Here is an 11,731-nt window from a genome sequence, read left to right as displayed (position 1 = left end):
ATGATCCTCCGAATCTTGGGAGGGGTTTGCGATGACCATGTCGAATGCGCTCGCCGTGAGTGAAGAGCATGACGTGCCCGACGAGGCTGCGGCGGATGCCGCCCTCCTGAAGCGGATCGTCTCCGAAATGGCCCGCGAGGCCTCCGAGCTCGGCATCGACCTCGTCGACATCGCCGGCGCGATCACCGATGTCGCGGCGATGTCGAAGCGCCATGCCGTGACCTTCGACGACATCACCCGCACCGCCCTTTCGATCGCCGAAACCAACAGTGCGGTGGCCTCCGCGCTCGGCGAGACCGACGCCACCGCCGGCGAGGCGCGCCGCATGCTGTCGGACTCGGCAGGCCGGATGACCGGCGCGGTCGGCAAGATCGACCAGATGGTCAATGCCTCGATGGAGATCAGCAGCGAGATCGGCACCTTCTCGCGCTCGCTTTCCGACGTCGACAAGGTGGCGACCGAGATCGGCACCATCGCCCGCCAGACCAACCTCTTGGCGCTCAACGCCGCGATCGAGGCGGCGCGTGCCGGCGAGGCCGGCAAGGGCTTTGCCGTCGTCGCGGCGGAAATCCGGGCGCTGTCCTTGCAGACCTCGCAGGCGACCGCCTCGATCCAGGCGATCCTCGACGACATCCGCAGCAAGATCGAGAAGCTCGCCACCGCCGGCAAGGGTGCGAGCGAGAGCGCGCTCGACGTGCGCGAAACCTCGCAGGCGATGAACCAGTCCTTCGGCACCATGGAAGGGGTGATCACCCGCATCCTCGACAGCGCCTCGGTGATGGCGAAGACCACCGAGACGGTGAACGGCCAGTGCTCCGCCTTCGTCGTCACGCTCGGCGAGATGGCCGGCGAAGTGAGAAGCTCCGACGGCGCGCTGCAAAATGCGGCCGCCCGCGTCGACAAGGTGGTGAACCTCTCCGAGACGCTGATCCAGCTGACCGCCAGCGCCGGCATCGAGACCGTCGACAGCGCCTGGATTCGCACCGCCCGCGATGTCGCCGAAAACATCTCGGCGGTCTTCGAGGAGGGCGTGCGCGCCGGCCGCATCGCCATGGACGCGCTCTTCGACCGCCAGTACCGGCCGATCCCCGGCACCGACCCGGTGCAGATGATGGCCCGCTTCACCGAATTCACCGACAGGGTGCTGCCGCCGATCCTCGAACCGGTGCTCTCCTTGAGCGACCGCGTCGGCTTCTGCGCCGCCGTCGACGTCAACGGCTACCTGCCGACCCACAACCGCAAATTCTCCGAGCCGCAGCGGCCGGGCGATGCGGTGTGGAACACCGCCAACTGCCGCAACCGCCGCATCTTCGCCGACCGCGTCGGCCTTGCCGCCGGCCGCTCGACGGCACCCTTCCTCGTCCAGACCTACCGCCGCGACATGGGCGGCGGCAATTTCGTCGTGATGAAGGACATCTCCGCCCCGATCACCGTCTCCGGCCGCCACTGGGGCGGGTTGAGGCTGGCGGTCAGGGTGTGAGGGGTCAGGCCCGCAAGGCGTGCCGTCTCCCGGAGGCGGTGCCTTCGGCGCGATCAGGCCGCCCGGCGTGCTCGAGCTTTTGCTGGATGGCGTCACCGATCCAGCTGTTGAGCGATATGCCTTCTTCCGCGGCGTTCATCGCTGCACGCTTGTGCAAGTCGGGCGTGACCCGCACGTTGAAGCTGCCCCTGTAGGGCTTCGCCGGTTCGCGGCCCTCCTCCTTGCAGTCGGCGAGGTAGGCGTCGATCAGGTCACGGGCGACGGCCTCGGCTTCGCTGGCCCGGTCGCATTCGGCGACCAGCACGTCGTCGATATGAAGTACCTTGACGAAAAGCGCGCCGTCATCGAATTCGACGGACGCCTGATAGCCCTTGTAAGTGATTGTTTTCATATCAAACCCTGCTCGATCAGTTGATCGCGTATCTGCCTGACCATATACGGCTTCACCTCGTTTCCGGGGTGGGGTTCATGCAGGCGGATGATCTGTTTCGTGGAGGAATGGACGAACTTCCGTCTCGATCCTCCGCCGGCGTCTTTTTCCTCGAAGCCGAGATTTGCGAGCATCCGTACAAGCTCCCTGTAAGGAAACGGTCCTCGGCACGCCTTGAAGTCCTCGACAAGCCTATCTCCGCGCGACATGTCTTCTCGCCGAAATTTTACGCCGTTTCGATGCGGCAGTGCAACTGAAATATAGTCGCATATGGTGCCTGTTCCTATGGGACAAGTTTCAGAAATATTCAAATCGGTGGCTGCGTGGCCAATGTTTGAGATGGTTGCGCAACGCAAGATTGCAGTCAAGGGTAGAGCTCTGTGTGTCACGCTCCGCTCGTGTTGGTCCGAGCATTCTTCACCAAGTTTCCGGAGCATGGTTTGACGCACGCAGCCACCTCCTCCACCCCCATTCCCTTCGGCCCCCGCTTGCCCTATGACGCGCGGATGCGTCTTCGTTCCGACATCTTCGTTTCCGCGCTCGTCCGCCGCGTGTTTTCGTCCGGCGGGTTTGCCGCCGTCGCCCGCAAGGGCGCCGAGGAGGCGGGGGCGATCTATGTGCGCCAGCGCTTTCGCGACGGGCTCGAAACGCTCTACGGTCCGGTTCCGCAGAGCCTGATGGCCGAGGAGGGGCGTGACGACCGCGGCTTCGAGGTGCGGCTGACGCGCGTGGAGGCGGGCGAGGTCGACGCGCTGCTTGCGCGCGAGGGCCGCTTCGACCCCGATTACTGGGTGGTGGAACTCGAAACCGATGACCTCGACGGCGTGCTGCCCATCGCCGGCGGCGAGGGATAGGCGAGGGGCGGCGCGCGCCGGTCGAACCTCAGCCGCGTAGCCGCTTCGGGGCGACGGTCTCCCACGCTCTGCGCAGGAGGTCTGCGACGTCGGTGGGATCGGCGGCGGCATAGCGCAACACCGTCCAGCCCTTCAGGCCCCAGGCGCCGGGCACCGGCGAAAGCAGGTCGGGTGCTGCCGCGACGGCAAGCGCCTGCCGGTCGGGGGTAAGCTTCAGCACCAGCTCGTCCGGCCGCGGCAGGGTGGCGAAGACCTTGTCCCGCAAGCGAAAATCGCGCTTGCCGAAATGGGCGCTCTCCTCCGCCTCGGGCAACGACAATGCGAGAGCGGCAACCTCGTCCTCGGTCATGACTGGCTCCTTCCTCCCCGCGTGAGGATAGGGGAGAGCGGTGGGCAGGACAATGGATAGGAAAATAATCCTTGACGGCGTGACGGTCGTTTGCTAGTCTTTTGTCATGGTCGAAGAGGTGCGGCCGGGGTGGCCCGGTGGGTTCGGGCACCGATCTCCCCCCATGAGGGGGAGATGTCGGCGGAGCCGACAGAGGGGGGTGAACCTCCGGCCTCGGCGCTCTCGGTGATACCCCCCTCTGACCTGCCGGCGTTCGTCGCCGCAATCGATTCACTGGATCGGTTGCCCAGCTTCGCCGGCCGCTCCTCAACCCCCACAAGGGGGGAGATCGAACCGCGGTACCGCCAGGCACTGTCAAACATTCGAGGCTCGGGGTTCGCCCCGGGCCTTTTTCGTCGGCGCGGGCCGGCAGGGAGATCAGGCGATGGACGAGGCAGACGAATTCGACATCTCGGTCTTCGGCCTCTGGCCGCCGGGCGGGGCGGGCGCGGAGCCTGCGGAGGCGCCACGGGTGCGCCGGGCGGTCGGGCGGCTGTTCCTCGAACTGAAGTCGGCCGACCGGCCGTCACCCGTCGACGAATTCCAGATGCTTCTGAACGACCTGACGGCGGAGATGCGCGACCAGTTCGAGCTCTTCCGCCGGCTGCGGGCCTCGGCCGAGGCGTTGATTTCCGGCGAGGACGAGGCGGCGGCGAAGGCCGCGCGCGCCGACGCGAAGGCGGCGACCGATGCCATGGCGCTTCTCGTCCGGACGCTCGAAAAGATCGACGGCCTGCAGCGGCAGATCGTGCGCGACCGCGAGGCGGCGGAACTGGAGGCCGAGGAAGAGGGTGGCGATGCGGCAATCCGGGCGGAACTTCGGGCGATCATCGAGGCCCAGGCCGATGCGCGTGCAAGACGTCTTCTCCAAAGCTGGACCGCGGCCCGCGACGGCGCTCCCGCCACGGCCGGGGAAAGGCCCGGCGATCCCGGTGAACCGGAAAGCGCGCCGGGCGCAGAAAGCGGATGACAGGCGCGCGGTGAGGAAGGGCAGGGGCTGGGTCGTGCAGGCACTCGACGACAACCGCAAGGGGCTCGACAGCATCGGCGCGGCGAGGGCGCGAAACACGGCTTCGTCGGACGAGTTGGCGGGCGATATCGCCGCAAGCCTGCCGCCGCAGACGGTGGAAACACGGCCCACGGAAAGCACCGTCGCCGATCCGGATGTCGGCGACGTGCTCGCGCGGCTGGCGCTCTGCGATCCGGCGGTGCTGAAAAGGATCGGCCGGAGCTGGGAGTTCACCGGCCGGCCGGAGCAGAAGCCGCCCGAAGGCGACTGGCGCTCCTGGCTGGTGATCGGCGGGCGCGGCTCGGGCAAGACCCGCACCGGCGCGGAATGGGTGCATGCGCTGGCGCTCGCCGCCGGCGCGCGCTCCGATCTGCGCATCGCGCTCGTCGCCGAAACGCTGGGCGACGCCCGCGAGGTGATGGTCGACGGTGCCTCCGGCATCTGGCGGATCGCCCGGCGGATGCGGCCGGAGGTCGAAATCTCGCGCCGGCGGCTCGTCTGGCCGAACGGCGCGATCGCGCAGTTCTTCTCCTCCGAGGACCCGGAGAGCCTGCGCGGGCCGCAGTTTCACTTCGCCTGGTGCGACGAGCTGGCGAAATGGAAATATCCCGACGAGACCTATGACATGCTGCAGTTTGCGCTGCGGCTCGGCACTGCGCCGCGGGAGCTGGTGACCACGACGCCGCGGCCGCTGCCGCTTTTGAAACGGCTGATCGCCGGCAAGGGAACGCGAGTGAGCCGGCTTTCGACCGCCGACAATGCCAAAAACCTCGCGCCCGGCTTCATCGCAGCGCTTCAGGACCGCTACGGCGGCACGCGGCTCGGCCGGCAGGAACTCGACGGCGAGCTGATCGAGGACCGCGAGGACGCGCTGTGGAAGCGCGAGCGGATCGAGGCGGTGACGGTGAAGCTGACGGGGCCGCTCCGGCGCATCGTCGTGGCGGTCGACCCGCCGGCGGGCACCGGGCGCGAAAGCTGCTGCGGCATCGTGGTGGCCGGGCTCGAGGAGAACGGCCGGGCCGCGGTGCTCGCCGATTGTTCGGTGGAGGCGGCAAGCCCGGCGCAATGGGCGCAGGCGGTGGTGCGCGCCTACCGGCGCTTCGAGGCGGACCGGGTGGTGGCGGAGGCGAACCAGGGCGGCGAGATGGTGGCGGCGGTGCTGCGCAGCATCGATGCCGGCCTGCCGCTGACGCTGGTGCGCGCGACGCGCGGGAAATATCTGCGGGCCGAGCCGGTGGCCGCACTCTACGAGCAGGGCCGGGTGGTGCATGCCGGCCGCTTTTCGGCTCTCGAAGACCAGATGTGCGATTTCGGCCCCGACGGGCTCTCGTCAGGCCGCTCGCCCGACCGGCTGGATGCGCTGGTCTGGGCGCTGACGGCGCTGATGCTGGAACGCGCGGGCGAACCGCGCGTCAGGCATGTGTGATGGGCTTACTTCGTGGAGGTGGACGGCTGGCCGGCGCCCTGGCGCATCTGGCGCCATTCGTTTTCCATGCGTTCGAGAACATGGGCCGGGATTGACTGGGCCTGAATCTGGGCAGGGGTCTGGGGCTGAGTGGGCTTCACTTGCATCCGGATCTCTCCTCAATGAGCGGGCGCGTCCGACATGGGACGGGTCCAATTTTCACAGTGTTAAATCTTTGTAAATACTCCCTTCGGGTGCTCTAAACGATTGAAATTCTTTAAAACGATTAGAGTTTCCCGGTTTCTCACTGCAATTTTGTCGCACCCCTTCGGAACCCACCGAAAACGGGGGCGGCCGGCTGTTGCCGTGAGCGAGGGAGGCGGAGACGAGGGACGAATCGACGATGGCCGATGAACGCGATTTCTACCGGGCGATCCGGGCCGACCCCTTCGGCGGGCGCCTGACCGACGGGCAGGTGCGGGGGATTGCGGCGATCCGCGGCGAATGGATGAAGGCGGCGCCGGGCGGCGATCCGCGCCATCTCGCTTACATGCTGGCGACCGCCTTCCACGAGACGGCGCGGACCATGCGGCCAGTGCGCGAGACGCTCGCCTCGACCGACGACAGGGCGATCGAAATCCTCGACCGGGCCTATGCCGCAGGCCGCCTGCCGCAGGTTCGCCGCCCCTACTGGCGGCGCGACGCCGAGGGGCGGAGCTTTCTCGGCCGCGGCTTCGTGCAGATCACCCACCGGCGGAACTACCGGCGGCTCTCCGAGGCGCTCGGCATCGACCTCGTGAGCGATCCGGCCCGGGCGATGGAGATGGAGGTTGCGGCAAGCGTGCTGGTGAGCGGCATGATGCGCGGGCTCTTCACCGGCGTCGCGCTCGCCGACGTCTTTTCGGCGGCGAGAGAGGACTGGATCGGTGCGCGGCGCATCGTCAACGGCCTCGACCGAGCGGCGCTCGTTGCCGGCTACGGCCGCGCCTTCATGAAGGCGCTCGCCTGACGCTGGTCGAGAACGTGGGTGGAAGGCAATTGAGCGGGGCGGGCGGCCATGCTATCCGGCGGCTGCCCGAATAGAGAGGCGCCCGCCGTCAACCAAGCCGGAGCGAAGGCCCGTGATCCGCCATATCGTCCTCTTCACCGTGCCGAAGCACGAAGACCTCGACGCCGTGCTCGACGGCCTGTCGATCCTGACCGGCATTCCGGCGGCGACGCGGCTGGAGATCGCGACCAACATGAAGGCCGACCGCTTCGACGACGGCATCGACGTCGTGGTCTACGGCGAGTTCGAGGACGAGGCGGCGCTGGCCGCCTACCACGCGCATCCGCTCTACCAGACCTCGATCGACAGGGTGAAGCCGCTGCGCGGCAGGCGCTTTGCGGCGGATTACGTGGTGGAGGATGCGGTGCGGGAGGCGTCGTCCCCCTCACCAACAAAATCTGAGACTTAGCCTTCAGCTAAGATCTCGATTTTGTATCCTCTCCCTCGCAGGGGAGAGGAGTGGCGTCACGCTCGGCCCTCCAGAACCTCGACGACATGGACGAGGACCTGGCCGACATCCGCGTAGATCTCGTGGTTCCAGAAGCGGAGAATGCGATAACCAAGCGAGGACAGATAACGGTCGCGGTTTTCGTCGCGAGGGTCTTCGGCATGCTGAAAGCCGTCGAGCTCGACGATCAGTTTCCTGTCCGCACAAAGAAAATCGACAATGTATGGGCCAATCGGGACCTGACGTCTGAACTTGTGGCCGTTCAACAACCGGTTGCGGACATGTGACCAAAAGATCGCCTCTGGATCGGTTGCATCGACCCGCATTTGCCTTGCCCGCCTTCGGGCCAATTCGGGAAACTCTCTGCCCATAGAGGCTCTCCGGAAAACGCCAAATCATGCCGTTTCACCGCAGACCACGCAAGGCGGCGCCACTCCTCTCCCCAACGAGGGAGAGGATACAAAATCGAGGGCTTAGCCGAAGGCTAAACCTCAGATTTTGTTGGTGAGGGGGTGAATCGATGCGATGGCTCCTTCCCGGAGAGCCGGGGATGCGACCGGTGCAAAGGACGTTGCAGATTGCTCGCGGTGGTCCGGACCCCCTCATCTGCGAAATCTGGCACTTAGCTTTCGCTAAGATGCGGATTTCGCTTCTTCTCCCTCCAAGGGAGAAGAGGCGCACCCTGCGTGGAGCCAACCTCGAAACAACAGGAAAAATCCGATGAGATTGCCGTTTCGACTGCCGTGGGGAGCCGCGGCGGGTGAGGGAGCCGTGGCCGAACGGAAGGCCGCCGGCGGCGGGCTGGCGCTGGTTGCCGGCGAGGGGCGGGCACTGTGGAGCGGGCGCTCCTACGGCACGCTCGCCCGCGAGGGCTTCATGAAAAACCCGGTCGCCCACCGCACGGTGCGGCTGATTTCGGAAGCCGCCGCCGCCGTGCCGTGGCTGCTCTATGACGGCGAGAGCGAGGTCGGCGAGCATCCGGCGCTGACGCTGATGGCGCGGCCGAACGGGCGCACCGGCGGGGCGGATTTTCTGGAAGCGCTCTACGGCCACCTCCTGCTTGCCGGCAACGCCTTCGTCGAACCGTTGATCCTCGGCGGGCGGGTGGCCGAACTGCATCTGCTCCGGCCCGACCGGGTAAGCGTGGTCGCCGGCCGCGACGGCTGGCCGGAGGCCTACGAATACCGCGCCGGGAGCGCGGTCCGGCGGATTGCGGCGGAAGGCGAGGGGGCGCTTCTGCATCTCAAGCTCTTCCATCCGCTCGACGACCATCTCGGCTTTCCGCCACTTGCCGCCGCCCAGGTCGCGCTCGACCTCCACAATGCCGCGGCGCGCTGGAACAAGGCGCTGCTCGACAATTCCGCGCGGCCCTCAGGCGCGCTCGTCTACCAACCGAAGGAGGGCGGCAATCTCGCGCCCGACCAGTACGAACGGCTGAAGCGGGAGCTGGACGACGGCTATTCCGGGCCGATGCGGGCCGGGCGGCCGCTGCTGCTCGAAGGCGGGCTCGACTGGAAATCGATGGGGCTCTCGCCCCGCGACATGGATTTCGTCGAGGCGCGGAACGGGGCGGCGCGCGACGTGGCGCTCGCCTTCGGCGTGCCGCCGATGCTGCTCGGCATTCCCGGCGACAACACCTATGCCAACTACCAGGAGGCGAACCGCGCCTTCTTCCGGCTGACCGTGCTGCCGCTCGTCAACCGCACGGCGAAGAGCGTCTCCGGCTTCCTCTCCGGCCTCTTCGGCGAGGCGCTGACGCTTGCCCCCGACCTCGACCAGGTGGCGGGGCTCGCCGCCGAACGCGACGCGCTCTGGGCGCGGCTCGGCGGTGCGGACTTCCTGTCCGATGCGGAGAAGCGGGCGGAGGTCGGCTACGGACCGGAGACGGACTGATGCGTCTCGGGCAGTGACCTCCAGCGATCTGCGAAGAGCTTGAATCGGTCTCTGAAGAAGCGGAATCGAAATCGCAGGAACGTCCGCCAAGGGATTCATCCGGCTCGGCAATTCGCGCTCGCTTCATGCCGCGCACGAGGGGCGCTTTCGCGCCCGCGGGGGGCCGAGGCGACGCGGATTTCAGTTTAATTAGAAGAGGTTAATAAAATGACCGACTGGAGCCAGGACGGCGCGCAATTCACCGCGAAGGTGCTCGGCGCCTTCGCCGGGTCGGCGATCTCGCTCGTCTACATGCTGCCGAAGGGCAGGCAGGAGGCGGCCGGCCGCTTTCTCACCGGGCTCGCCTGCGGGCTGATCTTCGGCGATCCGGCGGGCCTCTGGCTCGCCCAGAAGCTCGGGCTGGTGGCGAGCCTTTCGCCGGAGGACATCGTGCTGGCCGGTGCAACCGCCGCGAGCCTTCTCGCCTGGTGGAGCCTCGGCCTGCTGGTCCGCTTCCTCGACCGCTACGGCCGGCCGAACCGGTAGCGGCCGGACCTTCCCTACCCATTCCATCGATCGAAGGAGAATGCCGATGCGTGCCTATCGCGGGCAGGCCTATCGCGGCCCGGCCTATCGTGGCCCGGTGTCGCTCACCCAGAAATTCGCGAGCCTGACGCTGGCCGGCGTGACCGGCGACGGCGTCTTTTCCGGCTATGCCAGCGTGTTCGGCGAGGTGGACCTCGGCCGCGACGTGGTGATGCCGGGCGCGTTCGGCCACTCGCTTGCGGCGCGGGGGCCGGGCGGCGTGCGGATGCTCTACCAGCACGATCCGGCCGAGCCGATCGGCGCCTGGCGGGTGATCCGCGAGGACGCCCGCGGCCTCTATGTCGAGGGCGAGCTGGCGAAGGGCGTGGCGCGCGCCCGCGAGGTGCATGCGCTGCTCACGAGCGGGGCGCTCGACGGGCTGTCGATCGGCTTTCGCACCGTGCGGGCGAAGGCGGACCGGGCAAGCGGCATCCGCCGCATCCTCGAGGCGGACCTCTGGGAGATCTCCGTCGTGACCTTTCCGATGCAGCCCTCGGCGCGGGTTTCGAACGTCAAGAATGCGCGGTTCTTCCGCGACAGGGAAACCGAACTCGTCCGCCTGATGCGGCGGGCGGCCCGGCGGATGGCGGCCGGCAATTTCAGATCCAGCAACGTGAACGAAGGATGAGAGGCGATGAGCGAGAACCAGGCGAACGGGACGGGTGCGGAAGAGACGGGTGGCGTGCCGGGGCGGGCGGCCCCGGAGGTGAAGGCGGTGCCGGACACGGTCTCGGCGGCCTTCGAGGATTTCATGCAGGCCTTCGAGGCCTTCAAGGAAGCGAATGACGAGCGGCTTTCGGAGGTCGAGCGCAAGCTTGCCGCCGACACGGTCACCCGCGACAAGGTGGAGCGCATCAACCGGGCGATGGACGAGCAGGGACGGCTTCTCGACCAGCTCACCATCAAGAAGCTGCGCCCGCCGCTCGAAAGGGCGGGCGGTAGTACGGCCGGTGGAATGGGCGGCGCGGAAGCGGCAGAGCTGAAGGCGGCCTTCGAGAGCTATATCCGCCGCGGCGACGAGACGGGGCTGCGCGAGCTGGAGGCCAAGGCGCTTTCCGCCGGTGTGCCGGGTGACGGCGGCTATCTGGTGCCGCCGGAAACCGACAGCGAGATCGGCCGCCGGCTCGCCTCCGTCTCGCCGATCCGGGCGCTTGCGACCGTCCGGCAGGTCTCCGGCGCGGTGCTGAAGAAGCCGTTCGCGCCGGCGGGCATGGCGTCCGGCTGGGTGGCGGAGACGGCGGCACGACCGCAGACGGCGACGCCGGAGCTCGCCGAACTCACCTTCCCGACCATGGAGCTCTATGCCATGCCGGCGGCGACGCAAGCGCTCCTCGACGACGCTGCAGTCGACATCGAGGCCTGGATCTCCGGCGAGGTGGATATCGCCTTTGCCGAGCAGGAGGGCGCGGCCTTCGTTTCCGGCGACGGGGTGAACCGGCCGAAGGGATTCCTGAGTTACCCGACCGTCGCCGATGCGAACTGGGCCTGGGGCAGCCTCGGCCATGTCGGAACCGGGGTGGCGGGCGGCTTTGCCGCAAGCGGCGCCTCCGACGTCTTGATTACGGCGATCTACGCGCTGAAGGCCGGCCACCGGCAGAACGCCCATTTCGTCATGAACCGCCGCACCCAGGGCGAGATCCGCAAGTTCAAGGACGCCGACGGCAACTATCTCTGGCAGCCGCCGGCGGCGGCCGGCCAGGCGGCGGCGCTGATGGGCTTTCCGGTGACGGAGGCCGAGGACATGCCGGACATCGCGGCGGACGCGCTTTCGATCGCCTTCGGCGACTTCCGTGCCGGCTACCTCGTTGTCGACCGCACCGGGGTGCGCATCCTGCGCGACCCCTATTCGGCCAAGCCCTACGTGCTCTTCTACACGACCAAGCGCGTCGGCGGCGGGGTGCAGAATTTCGAGGCGATCAAGCTCGTGAAGTTCGGGTAGTGAATGAGGGCAGTGGGCAGTGGGCAGTGGGCGGGCTGCGGGCCACGGGTCGATCTCCCCCCTCGAGGGGGGAGATCGGACGGACGCGTTCCGCCACTGCCCGCTGCCTATTCCCTACTCGCTGTTTCCCGAAGACGCCGTGAGCTGCGTCGTCATTACGCCGGCGGCGGTGCCTCTCTCACGATTGCCCCTCACCCTGACCCTCTCCCCGTAAGGACGGGGAGAGGGACGGCCAACGCGGTGCCGCTTGTCCCTTCTCCCCGCGAGCGGGGA

General features: G+C 67.5%; 14 protein-coding genes. 10 read left to right on the top strand and 4 right to left on the bottom strand.

Annotated elements, in window-relative coordinates; all coding sequences use genetic code 11:
• Positions 1 to 37 precede the first annotated feature (37 nt).
• Positions 38 to 1,480, top strand: a complete 1,443-nt coding sequence (locus tag DFR48_RS20265) for a methyl-accepting chemotaxis protein (RefSeq protein ID WP_114365099.1) — start codon at positions 38 to 40, stop codon at positions 1,478 to 1,480.
• A gap of 4 nt (positions 1,481 to 1,484) precedes the next feature.
• Here the strand turns inward: DFR48_RS20265 and DFR48_RS20260 are convergent, their stop codons facing one another.
• The gene (locus tag DFR48_RS20260; RefSeq protein WP_114365031.1) at positions 1,485 to 1,871 is read right to left on the bottom strand and encodes a type II toxin-antitoxin system HicB family antitoxin; all 387 of its coding nucleotides are present in this window, start codon (positions 1,869 to 1,871) and stop codon (positions 1,485 to 1,487) included.
• On the bottom strand, positions 1,868 to 2,119 hold the full coding sequence (locus tag DFR48_RS22050; RefSeq protein WP_280956442.1) for a type II toxin-antitoxin system HicA family toxin: 252 nt from the start codon (positions 2,117 to 2,119) through the stop codon (positions 1,868 to 1,870). The genes DFR48_RS20260 and DFR48_RS22050 overlap by 4 nt, the downstream gene beginning before the upstream one ends.
• Before the next feature lie 297 nt (positions 2,120 to 2,416).
• On the opposite strand from DFR48_RS22050, the gene DFR48_RS20250 reads away from it, so the two are divergent.
• Entirely contained in the window at positions 2,417 to 2,764 is a 348-nt protein-coding gene (locus tag DFR48_RS20250; protein WP_114365098.1) for a DUF1491 family protein, read from the top strand.
• Positions 2,765 to 2,792: 28 nt separating this feature from the next.
• On the opposite strand, the gene DFR48_RS20245 is transcribed toward DFR48_RS20250, so the two are convergent.
• Positions 2,793 to 3,113: an MmcQ/YjbR family DNA-binding protein gene (locus DFR48_RS20245; RefSeq protein ID WP_114365029.1), complete on the bottom strand. Its 321-nt coding sequence runs from the start codon at positions 3,111 to 3,113 to the stop codon at positions 2,793 to 2,795.
• 424 nt (positions 3,114 to 3,537) lie between these two features.
• Between DFR48_RS20245 and DFR48_RS22315 the strand changes: the two genes are divergently transcribed.
• The 4 genes from DFR48_RS22315 (at position 3,538) to DFR48_RS20225 (ending at position 7,023) form a co-directional block, all read left to right on the top strand.
• A complete protein-coding gene (locus tag DFR48_RS22315; RefSeq protein ID WP_245415677.1) occupies positions 3,538 to 4,122 on the top strand; it encodes a hypothetical protein in 585 nt (194 codons plus the stop codon).
• Between the two features lie 217 nt (positions 4,123 to 4,339).
• Positions 4,340 to 5,587, top strand: coding sequence for a DNA-packaging protein (locus DFR48_RS20235; RefSeq protein ID WP_425359272.1), 1,248 nt, complete (start codon positions 4,340 to 4,342; stop codon positions 5,585 to 5,587).
• A gap of 382 nt (positions 5,588 to 5,969) precedes the next feature.
• Positions 5,970 to 6,575 carry a hypothetical protein gene (locus tag DFR48_RS20230; RefSeq protein WP_114365027.1) on the top strand — a complete coding sequence of 202 codons (606 nt, stop codon included), beginning with the start codon at positions 5,970 to 5,972 and terminating at the stop codon, positions 6,573 to 6,575.
• 112 nt (positions 6,576 to 6,687) lie between these two features.
• Positions 6,688 to 7,023, top strand: a complete 336-nt coding sequence (locus DFR48_RS20225) for a Dabb family protein (RefSeq protein ID WP_114365026.1) — start codon at positions 6,688 to 6,690, stop codon at positions 7,021 to 7,023.
• Between the two features lie 56 nt (positions 7,024 to 7,079).
• Here the strand turns inward: DFR48_RS20225 and DFR48_RS20220 are convergent, their stop codons facing one another.
• A complete protein-coding gene (locus DFR48_RS20220) occupies positions 7,080 to 7,433 on the bottom strand; it encodes an endonuclease domain-containing protein (RefSeq protein WP_114365025.1) in 354 nt (117 codons plus the stop codon).
• A 349-nt stretch (positions 7,434 to 7,782) separates the two neighbouring features.
• Between DFR48_RS20220 and DFR48_RS20215 the strand changes: the two genes are divergently transcribed.
• The 4 genes from DFR48_RS20215 (at position 7,783) to DFR48_RS20200 (ending at position 11,458) form a co-directional block, all read left to right on the top strand.
• A complete protein-coding gene (locus DFR48_RS20215) occupies positions 7,783 to 8,955 on the top strand; it encodes a phage portal protein (RefSeq protein WP_114365024.1) in 1,173 nt (390 codons plus the stop codon).
• Positions 8,956 to 9,162: 207 nt separating this feature from the next.
• Positions 9,163 to 9,480 (top strand): DUF6107 family protein, encoded by a 318-nt coding sequence (locus tag DFR48_RS20210; RefSeq protein WP_114365023.1) that lies wholly within the window; start codon positions 9,163 to 9,165, stop codon positions 9,478 to 9,480.
• A gap of 46 nt (positions 9,481 to 9,526) precedes the next feature.
• The gene (locus tag DFR48_RS20205) at positions 9,527 to 10,147 is read left to right on the top strand and encodes an HK97 family phage prohead protease (protein ID WP_114365022.1); all 621 of its coding nucleotides are present in this window, start codon (positions 9,527 to 9,529) and stop codon (positions 10,145 to 10,147) included.
• Between the two features lie 6 nt (positions 10,148 to 10,153).
• Positions 10,154 to 11,458, top strand: coding sequence for a phage major capsid protein (locus DFR48_RS20200; RefSeq protein WP_114365021.1), 1,305 nt, complete (start codon positions 10,154 to 10,156; stop codon positions 11,456 to 11,458).
• The last annotated feature ends 273 nt before the right edge of the window (positions 11,459 to 11,731 follow it).

The organism is Ciceribacter lividus, assembly GCF_003337715.1.
GTDB lineage: Bacteria > Pseudomonadota > Alphaproteobacteria > Rhizobiales > Rhizobiaceae > Allorhizobium > Allorhizobium lividum.
Note: the sequence above shows the minus strand (reverse complement) of the source record. Positions and strands in the feature narration are given on the sequence as shown.

What these genes read in the sequence shown, in the direction of transcription:
- DFR48_RS20200 (WP_114365021.1), top strand. Translation starts at nt 10,154, where the DNA reads ATGAGCGAGAACCAGGCGAACGGGACGGGTGCGGAAGAGACGGGTGGC.
- DFR48_RS20260 (WP_114365031.1), bottom strand. Translation starts at nt 1,871, where the DNA reads ATGAAAACAATCACTTACAAGGGCTATCAGGCGTCCGTCGAATTCGAT.
- DFR48_RS20205 (WP_114365022.1), top strand. Translation starts at nt 9,527, where the DNA reads ATGCGTGCCTATCGCGGGCAGGCCTATCGCGGCCCGGCCTATCGTGGC.
- DFR48_RS22315 (WP_245415677.1), top strand. Translation starts at nt 3,538, where the DNA reads ATGGACGAGGCAGACGAATTCGACATCTCGGTCTTCGGCCTCTGGCCG.
- DFR48_RS20245 (WP_114365029.1), bottom strand. Translation starts at nt 3,113, where the DNA reads ATGACCGAGGACGAGGTTGCCGCTCTCGCATTGTCGTTGCCCGAGGCG.
- DFR48_RS20250 (WP_114365098.1), top strand. Translation starts at nt 2,417, where the DNA reads ATGCGTCTTCGTTCCGACATCTTCGTTTCCGCGCTCGTCCGCCGCGTG.
- DFR48_RS22050 (WP_280956442.1), bottom strand. Translation starts at nt 2,119, where the DNA reads ATGTCGCGCGGAGATAGGCTTGTCGAGGACTTCAAGGCGTGCCGAGGA.
- DFR48_RS20220 (WP_114365025.1), bottom strand. Translation starts at nt 7,433, where the DNA reads ATGGGCAGAGAGTTTCCCGAATTGGCCCGAAGGCGGGCAAGGCAAATG.
- DFR48_RS20230 (WP_114365027.1), top strand. Translation starts at nt 5,970, where the DNA reads ATGGCCGATGAACGCGATTTCTACCGGGCGATCCGGGCCGACCCCTTC.
- DFR48_RS20265 (WP_114365099.1), top strand. Translation starts at nt 38, where the DNA reads ATGTCGAATGCGCTCGCCGTGAGTGAAGAGCATGACGTGCCCGACGAG.
- DFR48_RS20215 (WP_114365024.1), top strand. Translation starts at nt 7,783, where the DNA reads ATGAGATTGCCGTTTCGACTGCCGTGGGGAGCCGCGGCGGGTGAGGGA.
- DFR48_RS20210 (WP_114365023.1), top strand. Translation starts at nt 9,163, where the DNA reads ATGACCGACTGGAGCCAGGACGGCGCGCAATTCACCGCGAAGGTGCTC.